This window comes from Modestobacter marinus (assembly GCF_011758655.1).
Taxonomy (GTDB): Bacteria; Actinomycetota; Actinomycetes; order Mycobacteriales; family Geodermatophilaceae; genus Modestobacter; species Modestobacter marinus.
This window is the reverse complement of sequence record NZ_JAAMPA010000001.1, coordinates 2,484,781-2,507,268: the sequence shown is the minus strand read 5'-3', so window position 1 is coordinate 2,507,268 and position 22,488 is coordinate 2,484,781. Positions and strand designations below refer to the sequence as shown.

The following is a 22,488-nucleotide window of genomic DNA, read 5'->3' as shown; positions in this document are numbered from 1 at the left end:
CGGGGCCGTGTGCGGAGCGGTCTCCGGTTACTCCGCGGCCTGCTCGAAGGTGATGACGGTCCAGCCGAGCAGCAGCCGGTCGCCGTCGGCGAGCGGGTGCGGCACGCCGGGCTCCAGCTGGGTCCACTCGGTGGCCTCCGGGCCGGCGACGTGGGTGCCGTTGAGCGAGCCGAGGTCGGTCAGGGAGACCTCCCGGCCGGCGCGCTGGATGGCGGCGTGGGCGGAGGAGAGCACGTTCTGGGTGTCGGCGATCGGCACCGGCCGGGCGTTGCCGGTGGTCACCAGGTCGTGGCCGTCGGGACGGCGACCGAGCACCAGGTCCTCGTCGACGGTGACGACCAAGCCGTCGTCGAAGCGCAGCACCGGCGCCGCCGGGGGCTCGGGCCGCCAGAAGGCGGTCTGCTCGCCGCCCTGGCCGACCGGCTGGCTGGCGACCCGGCCCGAGTTGCCGAACCCGGCGTCGGAGCCGGCGGTGAAGGACTCGCCGCTGGGCAGCGCGGTGGCCGGCGGCACGGCGACGGACGGCGCCGCCGGGGCCGCGAGCTGCAGCAGCGCACCCGAGCCGGGCACGGTGCCCTCGACCAGGTCGAGGGCGACGCCCGGCGGCATCGCGGCGGCCGGCTGACCCGGACCGACGTAGAGGGTCTGGCCGATGGCGAACCCGGAGGCCAGCGTGCAGCCGTCGACCGAGGAGCCGGAGACCGGGACGCCGTCCACGGCCGGCTGGCCCTTGCCCGACCAGAGCGCGACACCCGCTCCGGTGCCCCCGGAGGTGTCGGCGAGCACGAGGGCGAAGGACGCCGGCCCGTCGGCGAGCCGGGACACCTGGCCGGCGACGGCGCCGAGCACGCGTTCGGCGCCGGGGCCGGAGACCCCCAGACAGGCGTGCAGGGCGGCCACCAGCGCGGGCGAACCGGGGGCGTCGACCCACAGCAGGCCCCCACCACGGCGGGCGACGACAGAGTCTCCGGGGAGGACCTCACAGCGGTCGGGCATGACGGCCAGCCTAATGACCGGACCGTGGTCCTGTGCCCCGCGGGCGCGTGGCACGCCGCGACGTCGACCCGTTGCGCACGACGTGCCCCAGCGACCACAGCCGCCCCACCAGGATGGACACCCGACGGGGTCGGATGACCACCGAGGGTGCCCGGCTCAGGCGTTGACGACGACCCCGAGCTCCGCGGGGACCACCAGGTGCGCCGAGTGCGGCAGCACCCGAACGGTGTAGCCGAACGCACCGGTACGGGTCAGCGGCACGGTGCCGGTGAACCAGTGCCGCGAGCCCTCCGCACCGTCGTGCCGCAGCTCCAGCGTGGTGACCTGGTGCAGGCCGTCGGCGTCGTCGACCCGGCCGTAGGCCGCCTCGACCAGCACGTCGGACGGGGCGAGCCCGGGCAGCTCCACCTCCGCCCGCAGGTCGATGCCGCCACCGATCTCCGGGGTCTCCCCCACCCCGGTCGCCTCCACGTGCGCCACCCGGACACCGGGCCAGTGCTCCAGCAGCTTCGCCCGCCAGGCCGCCTCGGCGCGGGCCGGCTCGTAGCCGCCGGCGGCCATCGACCGGGCGGCGCCGGCGGCCGGCACGTAGAGCCGCTGCACGTAGTCCCGCACCATCCGGGTGGCCAGCACCTTCGGCCCGGTCTCGCGGAGGGTGTCCCGGACCATCTCCACCCAGCGGGACGGGACGCCCTCGTCGTCGACCTCGTAGAAGCGCGGGACCACCTGCCGGTGGAGGAGGTCGTAGATGGCCTGGGCCTCGACGTCGTCCCGCCGCTCCGGGTCCTCGACGCCGTCGGCGGTCGGGATCGCCCAGCCGTTCTGGCCGTCGAACCACTCGTCCCACCACCCGTCGCGGATGGAGAGGTTGAGCCCGCCGTTGAGCGCGGACTTCATCCCCGACGTGCCACACGCCTCCAGCGGCCGCAGCGGGTTGTTCAGCCAGACGTCGCAGCCCCAGTACAGGTAGCGGGCCATGCCGATGTCGTAGTTGGGCAGGAAGGCGATCCGGTGCCGGATCTCCGGGTCGTCGGCGAACTTCACCATCTGCTGGATCAGCTGCTTGCCGCCGTCGTCGGCCGGGTGGCTCTTGCCGGCGATGACCAGCTGGACCGGCCGCTCCTCGTCCAGCAGCAGGGCCTTGAGCCGCGCCGGGTCGCGCAGCATGAGGGTGAGCCGCTTGTAGGAGGGCACCCGGCGGGCGAAGCCGATGGTCAGCACGTCCGGGTCGAACGCGGTCTCGGTCCAGTCCAGCTCGGCCTCCGCCGCCCCGCGGGACAGCGCCGTCGCCCGCACCCGGCGGCGCACCTCCTCGACCAGCCGGCCGCGGAGCAGCCGGCGGGTGCGCCACAGCTCGGCGGCGGGGACCCGGTCGACGCCGTCGAAGTGCACCTCGCCGTCCACCTCGAGCGGGTCGCCCTGGCTGGTGGTCTGGGTGCCCAGCTCCACCAGCTCGCGCGCGGTCCAGGTCGGGGCGTGCACCCCGTTGGTGATCGACCCGATCGGGACGTCGTCGGGGTCGAAGCCCGGCCACAGCGGGCCGAACATGTCCCGGCTGACGTGGCCGTGCAGCTCGCTCACGCCGTTGGCCCGCTGCCCCAGCCGCAGCCCCATGTGGGCCATGTTGAACTTGCTCGGGTCCTCCTCCGCGCCCAGCGGCAGCAGCTGGTCGACGGGGACGCCGAAGCCGGCGAAGTAGCGCTCGATCAGCGCCTTCGGGAAACGGTCGATGCCCGCGGGCACCGGGGTGTGGGTGGTGAAGACCGTGCCGCCGCGCACCGCCTGGAGCGCCTCGGGGAAGGACAGGCCGTGGGACTCGGTGAGCTCCCGGATCCGCTCGATGCCCTGGAAGCCGGCGTGCCCCTCGTTGGCGTGGAAGACCTCCGGCGGCGGGGTGCCGGTCAGCGAGCAGTAGGCGCGCAGCGCGCGGACCCCACCGATGCCCAGCAGCATCTCCTGGCGGAGCCGGTGGTCCTCACCCCCGCCGTAGAGCCGGTCGGTGACCCCGCGCTCGGCGGGGCTGTTCTCCTCGATGTCGCTGTCGAGCAGCAGCAGCGACACCCGGCCGACCTGGGCGCGGTACACGTGGGCGTACAGCGTGCGCCCCTCCGGCAGCGGCACGGCGATCACCACGGCGTTGCGGTCGGCGTCGCGCACGAGCTTCAGCGGCAGGCCGTGCGGGTCCAGCGCCGGGTAGTGCTCCAGCTGCCAGCCGTCGGCGGACAGGCCCTGGGAGAAGTAGCCCGACCGGTAGAGCAGGCCCACCCCGATCAGCGGGACGCCCAGGTCCGAGGCGGCCTTGAGGTGGTCACCGGCCAGGATGCCCAGGCCGCCGGAGTACTGCGGCAGGACCTCGGTGATGCCGAACTCGGCGGAGAAGTAGGCGATGGTGGCCGGCGCGTCGGCGCCCAGCGACTGGTACCAGTGCGGGGCGTCCAGGTACTCGCGCAGGTCGGCGGCGACCGTCGTCAGCTGCTCCAGGAAGCCGGGGTCGTCGGCCAGCGCCGCCAGCCGTTCGGCGCTGACCTCGCCGAGGACCTTGACCGGGTCGCCGCCGCAACTCGCCCAGAGCTCCGGGTCCAGCGCCTCGAAGAGGTCGCGGGTCTCCGGGTGCCAGGACCAGCGCAGGTTGGTGACCAGCTGCGACAGCGGCATCAGTGCCTCGGGGAGGGAGGCGCGGACGGTGAGTCTGCGGAGGGCTCGCACCCCGGTGACCCTAGCGTGACGGCGCTCACGCCGAGCCTGGGACGACGGCCGGTACGGACCCGCCGCGGACCACTCCCTCCCCACCCGTCACTCCCCCTCCCGGTTGAGCCCGTCCACCGCCGACGTGTGCGCAGCAGGGGATCTGGATAGCGTTGCCCCGATGACTGGCCGCGCTGACCTCCGCCTCGGCATCTCCGATGTCGCCCCCGTCGTGTCCTGCGGGTCGTTCTCGACCCGCGCCGTGGTCGGTGAACACCTGCCGATCACCGCCACCGTCTTCCGCGAGGGCCACGACGCCGTGGCCGCGAACGTGGTGTTCACGCCTCCGGGCGAGGAACCCTCGGCGGTGCCGCTGCTGCGGATGACGAAGTACGGCCCCGAGCCCGACCGCTGGACCGCCACCGTCGTGCCCGACCGCGAGGGGCTGTGGACCTACCAGGTCGAGGCCTGGGACGACCCGCTGAGCACCTGGCACCACGACGTCGAGGTGAAGGTCGAGGCCGGCCAGGGCCCCGACGAGCTGGCCAACGACCTGGAGTCCGGCGCCCGGCTGCTCGAGGAGGTGGCCGCCGCCGCCCCCGAGGAGCACCGTGCCGCGCTCACCGGTGCGGCCGCCGCACTGCGCGACGGGTCGCTGGAGCTGACCGCGCGGATCGCCCCCGCCCTCTCCCCCGCGCTGCAGCGGGTGCTGCACGACCACCCGGTGCGCCGGCTGGTCACCGGGTCGCAGCGGCACGAGCTGTGGGTCGACCGGTCGCGTGCCCTCTACGGCTCCTGGTACGAGTTCTTCCCCCGCTCGGAGGGCCCGGTCGTCGGCGGCAGCCCGACGCACGGGACGTTCGCCCAGGCCGCCGAGCGGCTGCCGGCGATCGCCGAGATGGGCTTCGACGTGGTCTACCTGCCGCCGATCCACCCGATCGGCAAGGTCAACCGCAAGGGCAAGAACAACACCCTGGTGGCGCAGCCGGACGACGTCGGCTCACCGTGGGCCATCGGCAGCGACGAGGGCGGCCACGACGCCGTCCACCCGCAGCTGGGCACCCTCGACGACTTCAAGGCCTTCGTCGGCCGCACCCGCGGGCTGGGCATGGAGGTCGCCCTCGACCTGGCGCTGCAGGCCGCGCCGGACCACCCCTGGGTCACCTCGCACCCGGAGTGGTTCACCACCAAGCCCGACGGCACGATCGCCTACGCGGAGAACCCGCCGAAGAAGTACCAGGACATCTACCCGATCAACTTCGACAACGACCCCGACGGCATCTACGCCGAGGTGCTGCGGGTCGTGCGGCACTGGATGGACGCCGGGGTGCGGGTGTTCCGGGTGGACAACCCGCACACCAAGCCGCTGAACTTCTGGCACTGGCTGATCTGGGAGGTCAAGAAGACCGACCCCGACGTGGTCTTCCTGGCCGAGGCGTTCACCCGGCCGGCGATGATGCACCAGCTGGCGCGGATCGGCTTCACCCAGAGCTACACCTACTTCACCTGGCGCACCGAGAAGTGGGAGCTGGAGGAGTACGGCCGCGAGCTGGCGACCAACGCGCACTACATGCGGCCCAACTTCTTCGTGAACACCCCGGACATCCTGCACGAGTCCCTGCAGGTGGGCGGCCCGCCGATGTTCAAGATCCGCGCGGTGCTGGCCTCGATGATGAGCCCGACCTGGGGCGTCTACTCCGGGTACGAGCTGTTCGAGCACGTCGGGCTGCGGCCGGGCAGCGAGGAGTACCTGGACACCGAGAAGTTCCAACTGCGCCCGCGTGACTGGGCCGCCGCCGAGGCCTCCGGTCGCACCCTGGCGCCCTACCTGCGCCGGCTCAACGAGATCCGGCGCGCGCACCCGGCCCTGCAGCAGCTGCGCACGCTGCGGTTCCACGCGATCGACAACCCGAACCTGCTCTGCTTCTCCAAGACCGACCCCGGTTCCGACGACTGCGTGCTGGTGGTGGTGTCGCTCAACAGCACCTACACCCAGATCGGGACGACCGCCCTGGACATGCCCGCCCTGGGCCTGGACTGGTCGGACCGCTTCTCGGTGACCGACGACATCACCGGCGCCCACTACGACTGGGGTCAGGCCAACTACGTCGAGCTGGACCCCTACCGGGAGCCGGCGCACGTCTTCACCGTGCACCGCAGCGTGTCCGGCTCCCTCCCGCCGCAGTGATGACGGACCTGCCTGCCACCACCGCTCGCGGCGGCCCCGGCAGGCAGGTCCCCGCCCGCCTCCCCAGCTGAACCTCTAGGAATCCCCCTCATGACCCTCCCCGTCCCTGCACAGTCGATCCCCGGCGCGGGTGAGCAGTCGGGCCTGCCCGCCCCCGGCACCGACCCCGAGTGGTTCAAGCGCGCCGTCTTCTACGAGGTGCTCGTCCGCGGCTTCGCCGACAGCAACGCCGACGGCATCGGCGACCTGCGCGGCATGATCGGCAAGCTCGACTACCTGCAGTGGCTCGGCGTCGACTGCCTCTGGCTGCCGCCCTTCTTCGCCTCCCCGCTGCGCGACGGCGGCTACGACGTCAGCGACTACACCGCGGTGCTGCCGGAGTTCGGCGACATCGAGGACTTCAAGGAGCTCATCGGCGAGGCCCACTCCCGTGGGATGCGGATGATCATCGACTTCGTCATGAACCACACCTCGGACCAGCACCCCTGGTTCCAGGCCAGCCGCAGCGACCCCGACGGGCCCTACGGCGACTTCTACGTGTGGGCCGACGACGACACCGGCTACGCCGACGCCCGGATCATCTTCGTCGACACCGAGAGCTCGAACTGGACCTTCGACCCGGTGCGCAAGCAGTACTTCTGGCACCGGTTCTTCAGCCACCAGCCCGACCTGAACTTCGAGAACCCGAAGGTGCAGGAGGCGATCCTCGACGCGCTGCGCTTCTGGCTGGACCTCGGCATCGACGGCTTCCGGCTCGACGCCGTCCCCTACCTCTTCGAGGAGGAGGGGACCAACTGCGAGAACCTCCCGCGCACCCACGAGTTCCTCAAGAAGGTGCGCAAGGTCGTCGACGCCGAGTACCCCGACCGGGTCCTGCTGTGCGAGGCGAACCAGTGGCCGGCCGACGTCGTCGAGTACTTCGGCGAGGACGGCGACGAGTGCCAGATGGCCTTCCACTTCCCGGTGATGCCGCGCCTGTTCATGGCCGTGCGCCGGGAGCAGCGGTTCCCGATCTCGGAGATCATGGCGCAGACGCCGGACATCCCGGAGAACTGCCAGTGGGGCGTCTTCCTGCGCAACCACGACGAGCTGACCCTGGAGATGGTCACCGACGAGGAGCGGGACTACATGTGGGGGGAGTACGCCAAGGACCCCCGGATGAAGGCCAACATCGGCATCCGCCGGCGGCTGGCGCCCCTGCTCGAGAACGACATCGACACCCTCGAGCTCTTCACCGCCCTGCTGCTGTCCCTGCCGGGCTCGCCGGTCATGTACTACGGCGACGAGATCGGCATGGGCGACAACATCTGGCTCGGTGACCGGGACGGCGTCCGCACCCCGATGCAGTGGACCCCCGACCGCAACGGCGGGTTCTCCACCGCCGACCCGCAGCGGATGCACCTGCCGCTGGTGGCCGACCCGGAGTACGGCTTCCAGGTCACCAACGTCGAGGCCCAGCTGCGGAACTCCAACTCGTTGCTGAACTGGATCCGCACGATGATCGCGGTGCGCAAGCAGCACCCGACCTTCGGCGTCGGCAGCTTCACCGAGATCGGCTCACGCAACCCCACGGTGCTGTCCTTCGTGCGCGAGTTCGGGGACGACGTCGTGCTCTGCGTCAACAACCTGTCCCGGTTCCCGCAGCCGGTGGAGCTCGACCTCCGCCGCTTCGAGGGCTACACCCCGGTCGAGCTGACCGGGCGGGTGCAGTTCCCGCAGATCGGCGTCCTGCCCTACATGCTCACCCTCGGCGGCCACGGCTTCTACTGGTTCGAGCTCTCCAAGCCCACCGCCCCGGCGGGCGAGGAGGAGGAGGACTGGGAGACCACCGCCAGCAGCAGCGTGGCGCAGTCGCTGCTCGACGCCGGGGTGGTCGGCCCCGCCGACACCACCGCCGGCACCGGCGGCCTCGGTGCCGAGGCCCCGACGACCACGACCCACGGAGAGTCCTGATGAGCGCTCTGACCGACATGCTGGCCGACTGGATGCCCGGTCAGCGCTGGTTCGGCGGCAAGGGCCGCGAGTGGGCCGGGGTGACCGAGGAGGGCTTCTTCCTCGACCAGTCCGACCCGGCGCTCTCGGTGCACCGGGTGCGGGTCGAGTACACCGACGGGGCCAGTGACACCTACCTGGTGCCGCTGTCCTGGCGCAGCGCCCCGGCCGAGGAGCTCTCCACGGCCTTCGTCGGCGCAGTGTCGGGGTCCCAGGGCGAGAACTACGCCTACGACGCCATGCGGGACCGGGACGCGACCGTGCCGTGGCTGACCCACCTCGTGGCGGCCTCCACCGTCGGCCCGATGCGCTTCCACCCGGCCGGCGTGGCCTACATCCCCGAGGGCCTGCCGGGCGACGTGATCTCCACCGAGCAGAGCAACACCTCGCTGGTCTACGGCGAGACCGCGATCCTCAAGCTGTTCCGCCGGCTCGAGCCCGGGCTCAACCCCGACGTGGAGATCCACGACGCACTGCGGCAGGCGGAGAACCAGCACATCGCCGGGTTGCTCGGGTACATCGAGATCGACGACCCGCAGGGGCTGGAGCCGGCCACCGTGGCCATGCTGCAGACCTTCGTCCCCAACGCCAGCGACGGGTGGCGGCTGGCCACCTCCAGCGTCCGGGACCTGTACGCCGAGGCCGACCTGCACGCCGACGAGGTCGGCGGCGACTTCGCCGGGGAGAGCGAGCGGCTGGGCGAGGCGACCGCCTCGGTCCACGCCGACCTCGCCCGGGTCCTCCCGACCGAGCCGGCCGACCGCGACTGGTACGCCACCGTCGCCGGGCAGATGACCGCCCGGCTGGAGGCGGCCCTGGCGGTCGTCCCCGACCTCGCCGAGCACGCCGACGGGCTGCGCAGCCTGTACGCCGCCGTCGCCGACACGACCGAGCCGGTCGTGCGCCAGCGGGTGCACGGCGACCTCCACCTGGGTCAGGTGCTGCGGACGACGACTGGCTGGATCGTCCTGGACTTCGAGGGCGAGCCGGCCCGGCCGCTGGCCGAGCGACGCGAGCTGGACACCCCGCTGCGGGACGTCGCGGGGATGCTCCGCTCCTTCGACTACGCCGCCCGGCACATGCTGGTCGAGCAGCCCGACGACCCGCAGCGGGCCTACCGGGCGCAGGAGTGGGCCGAGCGCAACCGGCACGCCTTCTGCGCGGGCTACTCCGCCGCCGGGGGCATCACCCTGTCCAGCGACTCCGCACTGCTGCGGGCCTTCGAGGCCGACAAGGCGGTGTACGAGTGTGTGTACGAGGCGCGCAACCGGCCGCACTGGCTGATGATCCCGCTCAGTTCGCTGTCCCGGCTGGCCGCCGGCAACTGAAGGAGGCCCCGCTGCCCCCACCGCGCACACGCGTGCGGCGGGACCCGGCACAGGGGCCGGACCGGACGACCAGCACGACGACCAGACAGACCTGGAAGGACCACCGATGAGCACCGACGACGCCAGCACCCCTCCGGGCACGGACACCAGCAGCGAGCCCGCCGACAAGGCCGAGCTCATGCGCCGGGTCGAGGAGATCACCGAGGGGGTCCGTGAGGCCAGCGAGGCCGACACCCCGCCCGCCCCGGCCAAGAAGGCCACGCGCAAGGCCGCCGCCAAGAAGGCGCCGGCGAAGAAGGCCGCGGCCGAGGCCCCCGCCAAGAAGACCACCGCCCGCGAGGCCTCCGCGCGGACCGCGGCGGCCGCCGAGGCGCCCGACGGTGACCAGCTGAGCACCACGGCGGCGGAGTCCGCGCCGGCGGCCCGCACGACGGCCAAGCGGACGGCGAAGAAGGCCGCACCGGCCGAGGCCGGCGACGCGCCGGTCAAGCGGGCACCGCGGAAGGCGACCAAGAAGGTCACCGCCGCACCGGTGATCGCGCCGGCGCCCATCGCCGAGCCGGGCGACCCGACGGCCCCCTCCGCTCCCCAGCCGGAGCCGCCCAGCCCCGACCCGGCCGAGCCGAGCACCCCGCAGGCGCCCGAGAGCGGCGAGCACGCCGGCACCGGCGGCCACTCCCCCGCGGAGACGGCCTCCGAGCCCGGCGCCGAGATCGCTCCGGACACCGTCCCCGCTGAGCCCGCCGTCACCGGGACGGAGGCCACCGGGACCGGCTCGGCCGACAGCCCCTCGTCCGACAGCCCCTCCGCCCCGGCCCCCGCCGACCAGGCCGGTGCGGCGGTCACCACCGCCGACCTGGCCACCAGCGAGGTCGTGGACCTGCCGCCGGCACCGGACGAGGCGCCCGAGCCGGAGGCCGCCGGACTGGTCGACGCGCTCCCCGAGGGCGAGGCCCCGGTCAGCACCTCGGTCCCCGCCGAGGCCACCCCGTCGCCCTCCGAGGTGAGCCAGGAGCAGCTGGCCGCGGTCGTCGACGGCTGGTCCTTCGACCCGCACAGCGTGCTCGGCGCGCACCGCGTGGCGGACGGCTGGGCCGTGCGCACGCTGCGCCCGGACGCCGAGGCCGTCGCCGTCGTCGACCAGGACGGCAGCCGCTACGAGGCCCGCCAGGTCTTCCGCGGCGGCGTCTTCGAGGCCCGGCTCCCCCAGCAGCCCGGCGACTACCGGATCGAGGTCGTCTACCCGAACGGGCAGGGCGGCACCGACACCTTCACCGTCGACGACCCGTACCGCTGGCTGCCCACCCTGGGCCAGCTCGACCAGCACCTCATCCGCGAGGGCCGGCACGAGAAGCTGTGGACCGTCCTCGGTGCGCACGTGATCGGCTACGACACCCCCGGTGGCCGCGTGGACGGCGTCTCCTTCGCCGTCTGGGCGCCCAACGCCCGGGGCGTGAAGGTCACCGGCGACTTCGACTACTGGCAGGCCCGCGCCTACCCGATGCGGTCGCTGGGCTCCTCCGGCGTCTGGGAGATCTTCGTGCCCGGCGCGCAGGTCGGCACCCGGTACCGCTTCCACGTGCTCGGTGCCGACGGGCAGTGGCGGGTCAAGAGCGACCCGATGGCCTTCGCCACCGAGGTGCCCCCGGCCAACGCCTCGGTCGTGACCGCCTCCACCCACGAGTGGAACGACGCCGAGTGGCTGGCCCAGCGCGCCGAGGCCAAGTGGCACGAGCGGCCGATGAGCGTCTACGAGGTCCACGCGGCGTCCTGGCGGCAGGGCCTCTCCTACCGCGAGATGGCCGACGAGCTGGTCGCCTACGTGAAGGACGCCGGGTTCACCCACCTGGAGTTCATGCCGCTGGCCGAGCACCCCTTCGGTGGCTCGTGGGGCTACCAGGTGACCTCCTACTACGCCCCGACGTCGCGCTTCGGCTCCCCCGACGACCTGCGGTACCTGATCGACGCCGCCCACCAGGCCGGCATCGGCGTCATCGTCGACTGGGTGCCCGCGCACTTCCCCAAGGACGACTGGGCGCTGGCCCGCTTCGACGGCACGCCGCTGTACGAGCACGCCGACCCGCGCCGCGGTGAGCAGCCGGACTGGGGCACCTACGTGTTCGACTTCGGCCGCGCCGAGGTGCGCAACTTCCTGGTCGCCAACGCGCTGTTCTGGGCGCAGGAGTTCCACATCGACGGCATCCGGGTCGACGCTGTCGCCTCGATGCTCTACCTGGACTACTCGCGCAACGACGGCGAGTGGACGCCCAACCAGTACGGCGGCCGGGAGAACCTGGACGCCGTGGCGTTCCTGCAGGAGATGAACGCCACCGTCTACCGCGAGGTGCCCGGCGTCATCACCATCGCCGAGGAGTCGACCGCGTGGCCGGGCGTCACCCGCCCCACGTACCTCGGCGGCCTGGGCTTCGGCTTCAAGTGGAACATGGGCTGGATGCACGACTCGCTGGGCTACATGGCCAACCAGCCGGTCTACCGCAGCTACCACCACGGCCAGCTGACGTTCTCCATGGTCTACGCGTACTCGGAGAACTACGTCCTGCCGATCAGTCACGACGAGGTCGTGTACGGCAAGGGCTCGATGCTGGGCAAGATGCCCGGCGACCGCTGGCAGCAGCTGGCCAACCTGCGCGCCTACCTCGGCTACATGTGGGCCCACCCCGGCAAGCAGCTGCTGTTCATGGGCTCGGAGTTCGGGCAGCTGTCGGAGTGGGCGGAGAGCCGGTCGCTGGACTGGTGGCACCTCGACGACCCGGCGCACCGCGGCGTGCTGGAGCTGGTGACCGACCTCAACACGGTCTACCGGGACAGCGAGGCGCTCTGGAGCCAGGACGTCGACCCGGCCGGCTTCCAGTGGATCGACGCCAACGACGCCGGGGGCAACACCCTCACCTTCCTGCGCGTGGGCAAGGGCGGGCAGCTGCTGGCCTGCGTGGTCAACTTCTCCGGCCAGCCGCACGAGCAGTACCGGATCGGGCTGCCCCGCGGCGGACGCTGGCGCGAGGTGATCAACACCGACTTCGAGGGCTACGGCGGCTCCGGGGTGGGCAACCTCGGCGGCATCGAGGCCGTCGCGGATTCCTGGCACGGGCAGCCGTGGTCGGCGACGCTGACCGCCCCGCCGCTGGCCACCGTGTGGTTCGTGCACGAGGGCCCGGAGCCCGAGCTCCCCGACGAGGGTGCACCGGCCGACCAGGCAGAGATCGCCGCGGCCGAGGCGTCCGGCGCGGCCGAGGGCCCGGGCAGCGGGCTGGAGCCGACCGAGCGCTGAGGTGATCGACGGACGACGGGGCGGGGACCTGCTAGGGTCCCCGCCCCGTCGTCCGTCCGGCGGCCCGGCCGGTGTTCCCTGCCTGCCGGGGACGGCACGGTCCGGCAGGATGGACGGCGGTGCTGCCGCCGCGGGCGGCCGGAACGGATCGGGAACCCATGACCTCCACGCCCCGACGGCGTCTCGCCGTCGCCGTCGCGGGTGCGCTCCTCGGGTCGGCCGTGCTGTCCGGCTGCGCGGTGACCCTGATCGAGGGGCGCGCGAGCCCGGTGGCCGGGCCCCAGGGCGACGTCCCGGCCGCGGAGTTCCCGATCATCGGCGCGACCGACGACGAGGTCGACCGGATCGCCCGCAACGCGCTCGCCGACCTCAACAGCTACTGGACCGGGCAGTTCGTCCCGACGTTCGGGCAGGACTTCACCACGCTGACCGGCGGCTACTACTCCGTCGACCCGGGCGCCCTCGACCCGGCGCAATACCCGAACGGGCAGATCGGCTGCGGGGAGACCCCGGACGCCGTCGTCGACAACGCCTTCTACTGCGGTCCGGGTGCCGAGTACCCCAACGGCGACGCCATCCAGTACGACCGCGCGTTCCTCGGCGCGCTGGCCTTCGGCACCGGCGGCGGCGAGGGGTACGGCCGGTTCATCCCGGCCCTGGTGATGGCGCACGAGTTCGGGCACGCGGTCCAGGGCCGGGTCGGCTACCCCGTGGAACGGTCGATCAACATCGAGACCCAGGCCGACTGCTTCGCCGGCGCCTGGACGGCGTGGGTCGCCGAGGGCAACGCCGCGTACGACTCGATCCGGCCCGGTGAGCTGGACGACGTGCTGCGCGGCTACCTGCTGCTGCGCGACCCGGTCGGCACCGGCGCCTACGAGGGCCAGGCGCACGGCTCCTACTTCGACCGGGTGTCGGCGTTCCAGCAGGGGTTCGACGACGGCCCCGCGGCCTGCCGGGACGACTTCGACGCCACCCGGGCGTTCACGCAGAGCGCCTTCCAGAGCGACCTCGACTTCGCCACCGGCGGCGACGCGCCCTACGAGCAGACGGTCGAGGAGTTCGTGCCCGACGGGCTCGGTGAGTTCTGGCAACTGGCCTTCGACCAGCTGGGCGAGGAGTTCACCCCGCCCGACGTCGAACCGTTCTCCGGCGAGGCCCCGGACTGCGCCGGCGAGGACACCGACCTCGACCTGCTCTACTGCCCCGCCGACGCGACCGTCCGCTACGACGAGGTCGACCTCACCCTGCCGCTGTACGCCGCCGAGCAGGGCGGGGACTACGCCGTCCTGACCGCGGTGGCCATCCCCTACGCGCTCGCCGCCCGCGACCAGCTGGGGCTGCCGGTCGACGGCCAGGCCGCCGTGCGGTCCGCCGTCTGCCTGTCCGGCGCCTTCACCTCCGCCGTGCTGGGCGCCGAGACCACGGTGCTCAGCATCTCCCCCGGCGACGCCGACGAGAGCGTCTCGTTCCTGCTCGAGCACGCCACCGACCCCGCCGTGCTGCCCGACGTCCAGCTGACCGGGTTCCAGCTGGTCGACGTCTTCCGCAGCGGGGTCGTCGACGGCCTGGCCGCCTGCGACATCGGCGCCTGAGCCACCGCCGGCCAGGCCCTGCAGCGGGCCCAGCCGACGGCCCCGCCGCAGGGGCCCACCGCGAGCTCGCGAGCGGTGGGGGGGCAGTGGGGTCCTTCTAGAACAGGGCGGTCATCAGGGCCCGGCGGGCCGGGCCGACGCGCGGGTCCTCGTCGCCCACGATCCCGAACAGCTCGACCAGGTGCTGGCGGGCGGCGTCGCGCTCCTCGCCCGCGGTGCGCCGCACGACGTCGAGCAGCCAGCCGAAGGCGGCGTCGACGTCGCCGGTGCCGAGCAGGAAGTCTGCGGCCCGGGTCTGCGCGGCGATGTCGTCGGGCGCGGCCTGGGCGGCGGCCAGCGCGTCCGGCCCGGCCTCCTCGGCCCGGCGGAACAGCTGGACCTGACGCAGCGCCAGCCCGGCCACCGGGTGCTCCGGCTCGGTCTCCAGGATCGCCTGGTAGGCCGCCTCGGCGGCGGCGAGGTCACCACGGTCCAGGGCGGCCTCGGCCGCGTCCAGCCGCGGGTCCTCCGGCTCCTGCGGCGCACCGTCGTCCTCGGCGGCACCGGGCACCGCGCCCCCGGAGGTGGCGGCGACCAGCTCGGTCACGAACTGCCGGGCCTGCTCCTCGGGGATGGCGCCGGTGAACTCGGCGACCAGCTGCCCCTGCCAGACGGCCTTGACCGCCGGGATGCCCTGGACCCGCAGGCCCTGGGCGAGCGCCGGGTTCGCGTCCACGTCGACCTTGGCCAGCACCCAGGAACCGGCACCCTCGGCGGCCAGCCGCTCGAGCACCGGGGAGAGCTGCTTGCACGGCCCGCACCACTCGGCCCACAGGTCCAGGACGACCGGGACCTGGAAGGAACGGTCGAGGACCTCGCTCTGGAAGGTCGCCTCGGTGACGTCGATGACGGCGCTGCCGGGGGCGCCGGCCGGCGCGGTGGCGCTCGGCGGCGGGGCGGCCGCGGCGCGGGCCGCCGCCTCGTTGCGCGCCTGCACGGCGGCGAGGTCGACCGCACCGGCCAGCGAGGCCGCCATCTGGGCCTGCTGGGCAGCGGCCCGGGGATCGGTTCGGGCGGGACGGTTGGGCTGCATGACCTCGATCATCCCACCCGCCCGCGCCGCACCGCCCCGGGAGCCGGTCAGAACCGGGCGGCCTCGGTGTACGTGCCCCACTCGGCGCGCAGCGCGTCGCAGATCTCGCCCAGCGTGGCCTCCGCCCGGGCGGCCTCGAGCATGGCCGGCACCATGTTCTCCTCGGTCCGGGCCACCTCGACCATCCGGGCGACGGCGGCGCGCGCCGCGGCGTCGTCCCGGCTCTGCCGCCGGCCGGCCAGCTCGGCCCGCTGGTCGGTCTCCACCTGGTGGCTCACCCGGAGGATCTCCAGGTCGTCGGCGGCGCTGCCGGCCCCGGTGAGCGTGTTGACGCCGACGACCTTCTTCTCGCCCTTCTCCAGCGCCCGCTGGTAGACGAAGGCGGCCTCGGCGATCTCGCCGGTGAACCAGCCGTCCTCGATGCCGCGCAGGATGCCGGCGGTCATCGTGCCGTCGCTGCCCATCTCGCGGATCCGGGTGAACACCCCCTCCGCCTGCCGTTCCAGCTCGTCGGTCAGCGCCTCGACGTACCAGGAGCCGCCCAGCGGGTCGGCCACGTTGAGCACCCCGGTCTCCTCGGCGATCACCTGCTGGGTGCGCAGCGCGATCTGCGCGGCCTTCGCGCTGGGCAGCGCGAGCACCTCGTCCAGGGCGTTGGTGTGCAGCGAGTTGGTGCCCCCCAGCACCGCGGCCAGGGCCTCGACCGCCGTCCGGACGACGTTGTTGTCCGGCTGCTGGGCGGTGAGCGAGACCCCGGCGGTCTGGGTGTGGAAGCGCAACTGCTGGGCCTTGTCGGTGCGGGCACCGTAGACGTCGCGGAGCCAGCGGGCCCAGATCCGCCGGGCGGCCCGGAACTTGGCGATCTCCTCGAAGAAGTCGATGTGCGCGTCGAAGAAGAAGGACAGGCCGGGGGCGAAGACGTCGACGTCCAGCCCGCGGGAGAGCCCCAGCTCGACGTAGGCGAACCCGTCGGCGAGCGTGTACGCCAGCTCCTGCGCGGCGGTCGAGCCGGCCTCACGGATGTGGTACCCGGACACCGAGATCGGCTTGTAGGCCGGGATCTGGTGCGCGCAGTACTCCATCAGGTCGCCGATCAGCCGCAGGTGCGGCTCGGGGGCGAACAGCCACTCCTTCTGCGCGATGTACTCCTTGAAGATGTCGGTCTGCAGCGTGCCGTCCAGCTTCGCGAGGTCGGCGCCCTGACGCTCGGCGGCGACCAGGTACATGCAGAACACCGGGACGGCGGGCCCGCTGATCGTCATCGACGTCGTCGTCTGCTCCAGCGGGATGCCGTCGAACAGCACGTCCATGTCCGCCGCGGAGTCGATCGCGACCCCGCAGTGCCCGACCTCGCCGAGCGCGCGCGGGTCGTCGGAGTCCCGGCCCATCAGGGTCGGCATGTCGAAGGCGACCGACAGCCCGCCCCCGCCCTCGGCCAGCAGCGACCGGAACCGCTCGTTGGTCTGCCGGGCGTTGCCGAAGCCGGCGAACTGACGGATCGTCCAGGCCCGCCCGCGGTAGCCGGTGGCGTGCAGCCCGCGGGTGAACGGGAACTCGCCGGGCCAGCCGATCCGGTCGAAGCCGGGGACGGCGGTCTCGTCGGCCGGCCCGTAGGCGGGGTCGACCTCCAGCCCGGAGAGCGTGGTGAAGTCCGCGTCCCGCACCCGCCCGGCGGCCAGGGCCGCGTCGTAGCGCTGCTGCCACCGGCTGCGGGCCTCGTTGCCCGGCTGCTCCGTCATGACCAGATGCTAGGACGTCCAACTACTTTGCGGCCACCCCCGACACGGTCAGTCGCCGGCGACGTCCCCCGCGCCGAGACGGACCTTCTTCAGCACGTCGAACAGCACGTCCAGCTCGGCCTCGGGCAGGTCGGCCAGCCCGAAGTCCTGACCGGTCAGCGCCTCGGTCGCCCGCGGGACGACGTCCCGCCCGGCGTCGGTGATCGCGGCGAGCACCCCGCGACCGTCGGCGGGGTTGGGCCGCCGCTCCACGTAGCCGGCCGCGACCAGCCGCTCGATCGCGTTGGTGACGCTGGTCGGGTGCACCATCAGCCGGCTGCCGATGACCTTGAGCGGCAGCTGCCCGGTGCGGGAGAAGGTCAGCAGCACCAGCACCTCGTAGCGGGCGAAGGTGAGCCCGTGCGGCTTGAGCGCCTCGTCGAACCGGGCCAGCAGGATCTGCTGCACCCGGAAGACGCTGGTGGCCGCCCGCATCGAGGCCGCCGGCCCGAAGTGCTGCTCCCAGCTCTGCGCGGCGCGCTCGATCGGGTCGAAGGGCAGGCCCAGCGGTCGCACCATGGCCCCAGAGGCTAGTTCTCCCCCGCCGCACCCCCGTGGCGGCCGCCGAGAAGCGCCTGGCTGCGGCATCCGACCCGCGGACACCGCGATCAACCGCGTCTCGCCGTCCGTCTGTGGACGACGTCAGCGCGGCAGCGCCACCGGACGGCAGGCTGCGGCGGTGCCACCCCAGCCCAGCCGGCCTCCGGCGCTGCACGGACGCCTGTTCCGCGGCTCGGCGGCCGTTCGCGACGGCCACCTGACGACTGCCCAGCTGCGCAGCCTCGCCTGGGTGCGGCTCTTCCCCGACGTCTATGCCTGCGCCAGCCTCCCGCTCACCCACCACCTCCGGGCCAGGGCCGCAGCCTGCCTGCTGCTCCCCGGTTCCGTGGTCGCCGGCCGCAGTGCGGCCACCTGGTGGGGCGTGCCGATGGCCGGACCGGTCGACGACATCGAGCTGCTGCTCCCGGCCGCGTCCCGGGCCGGGACCACCCGTGGGCTACGGGCGCGGCGCACCGCGGTCAGTCCGTCGGAGGTCCGGCTGCTGCGCGGCGTGCCGGTGACCTCGCCGATCCGGACGGCGCTCGACCTGGCCCGCGCCCGCCCGCTCGGTGAGGCCGTTGCGCTGGTCGACCAGTTCGCCGCCGCGGGGGTCGTCGACCTCGGCCGAGCCCGCAGCGCCGCCGCGCCGCTGACCGGTCGCGACTGCCGTTCGGTGCGGGAGGTGCTGCGGCTGGCCGACGGGCTCGCCGGGTCACCGCAGGAGACCCGGGTGCGACTGCTGATCGCCGACTCCCTCCTCCCCGAGCCGGTCGCACAGTTCACCGTCCGCGCCGGCGGCCGCTTCGTGGCCCGCGTGGACTTCGCCTGGCCGGAGCAGCGGCTGGCTGGAGTACGACGGGCTCTGGCACGGGGAACCGGGCCAGTTCGCGGCGGACCGCCAGCGGCTCAACCGGCTGCTGGCCGCCGGCTGGCGGGTCCTCTTCGTCACCGCGGCCGACCTGCACCGCCCCGATCAACTGCTCTCCCGCATCGCCGCCGCACTGGTCGCCTGACACCGAGAACCGTCGATCTGCGGCATCCCGGTGGCGGGACACCGCCACCAGCCGCATCTCGCCGAGCACCGGGGACGACGTCGGAGTGTGGTGTCCCGGGGGTCGGACACCACACCCAGCCGCATCTCACCGCGGGTGGCGGGCGAGCCGGGGTCAGGCGGGCGGGGCGGGGCGGAGCGGCGGGGCGTCCCGGATGCCGAAGACCTCGCGCAGGGCGACCCGGGCGGCGTTGTCGCCGCAGTGGCCGTGCACCGCGGGCCCGGGCGGGGTGGCCGACGACGCCAGGTAGGTGCCGCGCACCGGGGTCTTGTAGGTGTTCCACCGGGGCACCGGGCGGGCGAGCATCTGCCGCAGCGACGCCTCGCCGTTGGAGATGTCCCCGCCCACGTCGTTGGGGTTCCAGTGCTGCATCTCCCCGGCGTGCATGGTGTGCCGGGCCAGGATCGTGTCGCGGAAGCCCGGGGCGAACCGCTCGACCTGCGCCTCGATCGCCTCGGTCATGTCGACGGTCGAGCCGTGCGGCACGTGCACGTAGGCCCAGAAGACGTGCCCGCCGTCCGGCGCGCGGGAGGGGTCGACGACCGTGGGCTGCACGGCTAGCACGTAGGGCGCGTCCGAGACCCGCCCGGCGGCCGGCGCCGCCTCCCCGGCGATCGTCTCCTCCATCGTGCCGGCGACGTGCACGGTGCCGGCCCGGCGGACCTCGGGGTTCGTCCACGGCACCGGCTCGGACAGCGCCCAGTCGACCTTGAACACCCCGGGCCCGTGCTTGTACCGCTTCACCCAGCGCCGGTAGCCGTCGGAGACCCGGTTGCCGGCCATCGCGACGAACGCGCTGGGCGAGGTGTCCAGCAGCACGGCCGGGACGCCGTCGAACTCGCGCAGGTCGGTGACCTCGTGGCCGGTGACCACCTCGCCGCCCTGCTGCTCCAGCGCGGTGACCATCGCGTCGGCCAGCTGCTGCGAACCGCCCTCGATGAGCGGCCACCCGTTGTGGTGGCTCATCATCCCCAGGAACATGCCGAGCGCCGCCGTGAGCGGGCGGCTGAGGTCGAGCATCCCGTGCGCGGCGGCACCGGCGATCAGCGCCTGCGCCTCCTCGTCGTCGAAGTACCGGCGGGCCAGCCAGCCGACGCTGGGCAGCCCCTGCAGCCCGAAGCCCGCGACCCCGGCGAAGCTCGTGACCGGCGGGAGGCGCCGGAACGCCGAGGTGAGGAAGAAGTCGGTGATCTCGTCGGCCTGGCGCAGCAGCGGCCCGAAGAGCCGGCGGTAGCCGCGCTCGTCGCGGCCCAGCCCGGCGGCGGTCTGCTCCAGCGAGTGGTGGGAGAGCGCCGCGCGGCCACCCTCCAGCGGATGGGCGAAGTTGATCTCCGGCTGGAGCAGCCGGACCCCGCGGGAGGCGAGGTCGAACTCGCGGAAGAACGGTGCGGTGGCAGCCATCGGGTGCACCGAGGCGCAGATGTCGTGCCGGTAGCCGGGCAGCGTCACCTCCTCGGTGCGCAGCCCGCCCCCGGCCCGGTCGCCGCGTTCGACCACCCGCACCGACAGCCCGGCCGCGGCCAGCCGCAGCGCACCCGCCAGCCCGTTGGGTCCGGCTCCGACGACGACGGCATCCGGGGTCCCGTTCACGCCGCCATCCTGCCCGCCAGCCCCTAGAGCTGCGCGATGAGCTCGTCGGCCGCGCGGTAGGGGTCGGTCTCCCCCGCGACCACCTGCTCGGCCAGCGCACCGAGCGCCGCGGAACCGGAGACGTCGCCCATCCGCTCCCGCAGCCCCGCGACCGCGATCGCCTCGACCTCGCGGGCGGCGCGCTCGACCCGGCGCCGACGCCCCTCCCCGGAGGCCGCCAGCCACTCCCCGTGCTCGGCGAGCCGGGCCAGCACGTCGTCGACCCCGTTGTCGGTGTCGCGGGAGGCGACGGTCTTCACGATCGGCGGGCGCCAGGCCCCGGGCCCGGCGTGCCGGCCACCGAGGGACAGCATCGCCCGCAGGTCGCGCACCGTCTGGTCGGCGCCGTCCCGGTCGGCCTTGTTGACGACGAAGACGTCGGCGACCTCAAGGATGCCGGCCTTGGCCGCCTGGATCCCGTCGCCCATCCCCGGCGCCAGCAGCACCAGCGTCGTGTCGGCCAGCGAGGCGACCTCCAGCTCCGACTGCCCGACCCCGACGGTCTCGACCAGGACGACGTCGCAGCCCGCCGCGTCGAGCACCCGCAGCGCCTGGGGCGTCGCCCAGGCCAGCCCGCCGAGGTGGCCGCGGGAGGCCATCGAGCGGATGTAGACGCCGCTGTCCCCGGCGTGGTCCTGCATCCGCACCCGGTCGCCGAGCAGGGCGCCGCCGGAGAACGGGGACGACGGGTCGACCGCCAGCACCCCGACCCGCTGGCCGGCCCGGCGGAAGGCGCGGACCAGCGCCGTCGTCGTGGTCGACTTGCCCACCCCGGGCGGGCCGGTGAGCCCCAGGACGCGGGCCCGGCCGGTGTGCGGGGCCAGCGCGGCGGCGACCTCGCGCAGCAGCGGGCTGGCGTCCTCGACCAGGGAGATCAGCCGGGCCACCGAGCGGGCGTCCCCCTCGCGGGCGCGGGCGACCAGCGTGCCGACGTCGGCCGCCCGCCGGCCCCGCCGCCCCGACGGGACGGCGGCGGCCGGTGCCTGGACGGCAGTGCCCTCGGGCTCGGGGGTCACGCCCGGGCGGGCACGTGCAGGACGAGCGCGTCGCCCTGGCCTCCGCCGCCGCACAGCGCGGCGGCACCGACCCCGCCACCACGGCGGCCCAGCTCCAGGACCAGGTGCAGCACGATCCGCGCACCGCTCATCCCGATCGGGTGGCCCAGCGCGATGGCCCCGCCGTTGGGGTTGACCTTCTCCGGGTCGACCGCCAGCTCGCGGGTGGAGACGATGCCGACGGCGGCGAACGCCTCGTTGAGCTCGACCAGGTCCAGGTCGGCGGGGTCGATGCCCTCCCGGGCGCAGGCCTTGGCGATCGCCCGCGAGGGCTGGCTCTGCAGCGTCGCGTCGGGCCCGGCGACGACGCCGTGCGCGCCGATCTCGGCGAGGACGGTCAGCCCCAGCTCCGCGGCCTTGGCCGCGGACATGACCACGACCGCGCAGGCGCCGTCGGAGATCTGCGAGGACGTGGCGGCGGTGATCGTGCCGTCCTTCGAGAACGCCGGCTTGAGCCGGGCCAGGCTCTCGGCGGTGGTGTCGGGGCGGATGCCCTCGTCCTCGCGGAACTCGATCGGGTCGCCCTTGCGCTGCGGGATGAGCACGGGGGTGATCTCGTCGTCGAACAGGCCGTTCTTCTGCGCCGCGGCCGCCTTCTGGTGGCTGGCGGCGGCGAAGGCGTCCTGCTCCTCCCGGGTGAGCCCGTAGCGGCTGTTGGCCTGCTCGGTGAGCGCGCCCATGGCCACCTGGTCGAAGGTGTCGGTGAGCCCGTCGTGGGCCATCGCGTCGACGAGCGTCGCGTCGCCGTACTTGGTGCCGGTGCGCGAGGTGGGCAGCAGGTGCGGCGCCTGGGTCATCGACTCCATGCCGCCGGCGACCACGACCTCGAACTCGCCGGCCCGGATCAGCTGGTCGGCCAGGGCGATCGCGTCCATGCCGGAGAGGCAGACCTTGTTCAGCGTGAAGGAGGGCACCGACATCGGGATGCCCCCGGCGACGGCGGCGGGCCGGGCGGGGTTCTGGCCGGCGCCGGCCTGGATGACGTGGCCCATGATCACGTAGTCGACCTGGTCGCCGGTGATGCCGGCGCGCTCCAGCGCTGCCTTGATCGCCACCCCGCCCAGGTCGGCGGCGGAGAAGTCCTTCAGCGAGCCGAGCAGGCGGCCCATCGGGGTGCGGGCGCCCCCGACGATCACGGAACGGGTGGGTGCGGGCTGGCTCATCGAGGCTCCAGGAACTCCCGGTCACCGCCCTTGGCGACCGTCTCGGCAGGACACCGCGTGGTCCCTCGGGACAGACCATCGGGACACCACGGGCTGTGGTCAGGATAGGGCTCACGCCCTCCGGTG

General features: G+C 73.6%; 13 protein-coding genes. 5 read left to right on the top strand and 8 right to left on the bottom strand.

Going from position 1 to position 22,488, the window contains the following annotated elements:
* Positions 1–27 precede the first annotated feature (27 nt).
* Together FB380_RS11895 and glgP are read right to left on the bottom strand one after the other, a co-directional pair.
* Positions 28–996 (bottom strand): FHA domain-containing protein, encoded by a 969-nt coding sequence (locus tag FB380_RS11895; RefSeq protein ID WP_166755224.1) that lies wholly within the window; start codon positions 994–996, stop codon positions 28–30.
* 156 nt (positions 997–1,152) lie between these two features.
* Positions 1,153–3,702: an alpha-glucan family phosphorylase gene (glgP, locus tag FB380_RS11890; protein WP_166755223.1), complete on the bottom strand. Its 2,550-nt coding sequence runs from the start codon at positions 3,700–3,702 to the stop codon at positions 1,153–1,155.
* 160 nt (positions 3,703–3,862) lie between these two features.
* On the opposite strand from glgP, the gene FB380_RS11885 reads away from it, so the two are divergent.
* The 5 genes from FB380_RS11885 (at position 3,863) to FB380_RS11865 (ending at position 14,073) form a co-directional block, all read left to right on the top strand.
* Positions 3,863–5,869: an alpha-1,4-glucan--maltose-1-phosphate maltosyltransferase gene (locus FB380_RS11885; protein WP_166755222.1), complete on the top strand. Its 2,007-nt coding sequence runs from the start codon at positions 3,863–3,865 to the stop codon at positions 5,867–5,869.
* A 90-nt stretch (positions 5,870–5,959) separates the two neighbouring features.
* On the top strand, positions 5,960–7,822 hold the full coding sequence (treS, locus tag FB380_RS11880; protein ID WP_188959601.1) for a maltose alpha-D-glucosyltransferase: 1,863 nt from the start codon (positions 5,960–5,962) through the stop codon (positions 7,820–7,822).
* On the top strand, positions 7,822–9,189 hold the full coding sequence (locus tag FB380_RS11875; protein ID WP_166755221.1) for a maltokinase N-terminal cap-like domain-containing protein: 1,368 nt from the start codon (positions 7,822–7,824) through the stop codon (positions 9,187–9,189). Before treS ends, FB380_RS11875 begins: the two co-directional genes overlap by 1 nt.
* Before the next feature lie 106 nt (positions 9,190–9,295).
* Positions 9,296–12,478 (top strand): 1,4-alpha-glucan branching protein GlgB, encoded by a 3,183-nt coding sequence (gene glgB / locus FB380_RS11870; protein WP_208382825.1) that lies wholly within the window; start codon positions 9,296–9,298, stop codon positions 12,476–12,478.
* 158 nt (positions 12,479–12,636) lie between these two features.
* The gene (locus FB380_RS11865; RefSeq protein ID WP_166755220.1) at positions 12,637–14,073 is read left to right on the top strand and encodes a neutral zinc metallopeptidase; all 1,437 of its coding nucleotides are present in this window, start codon (positions 12,637–12,639) and stop codon (positions 14,071–14,073) included.
* A 97-nt stretch (positions 14,074–14,170) separates the two neighbouring features.
* Here FB380_RS11865 and FB380_RS11860 read toward each other — a convergent pair whose 3' ends face one another.
* The 6 genes from FB380_RS11860 to FB380_RS11835 all read right to left on the bottom strand — a co-directional run bounded on the left by FB380_RS11860 (position 14,171) and on the right by FB380_RS11835 (position 22,362).
* Positions 14,171–15,145, bottom strand: a complete 975-nt coding sequence (locus tag FB380_RS11860) for a tetratricopeptide repeat protein (protein ID WP_166755219.1) — start codon at positions 15,143–15,145, stop codon at positions 14,171–14,173.
* Between the two features lie 47 nt (positions 15,146–15,192).
* Positions 15,193–16,884 (bottom strand): coenzyme B12-dependent isobutyryl-CoA mutase large subunit, encoded by a 1,692-nt coding sequence (icmA, locus tag FB380_RS11855; protein ID WP_166755218.1) that lies wholly within the window; start codon positions 16,882–16,884, stop codon positions 15,193–15,195.
* A gap of 48 nt (positions 16,885–16,932) precedes the next feature.
* Positions 16,933–17,442 carry a MarR family winged helix-turn-helix transcriptional regulator gene (locus FB380_RS11850; RefSeq protein ID WP_166755217.1) on the bottom strand — a complete coding sequence of 170 codons (510 nt, stop codon included), beginning with the start codon at positions 17,440–17,442 and terminating at the stop codon, positions 16,933–16,935.
* Positions 17,443–18,629: 1,187 nt separating this feature from the next.
* Positions 18,630–20,105 (bottom strand): phytoene desaturase family protein, encoded by a 1,476-nt coding sequence (locus FB380_RS11845; protein ID WP_166755216.1) that lies wholly within the window; start codon positions 20,103–20,105, stop codon positions 18,630–18,632.
* 23 nt (positions 20,106–20,128) lie between these two features.
* Positions 20,129–21,160, bottom strand: a complete 1,032-nt coding sequence (gene meaB / locus FB380_RS11840) for a methylmalonyl Co-A mutase-associated GTPase MeaB (protein WP_166755215.1) — start codon at positions 21,158–21,160, stop codon at positions 20,129–20,131.
* Positions 21,157–22,362 carry an acetyl-CoA C-acetyltransferase gene (locus FB380_RS11835; RefSeq protein ID WP_166755214.1) on the bottom strand — a complete coding sequence of 402 codons (1,206 nt, stop codon included), beginning with the start codon at positions 22,360–22,362 and terminating at the stop codon, positions 21,157–21,159. Before FB380_RS11835 ends, meaB begins: the two co-directional genes overlap by 4 nt.
* Positions 22,363–22,488 lie beyond the last annotated feature (126 nt).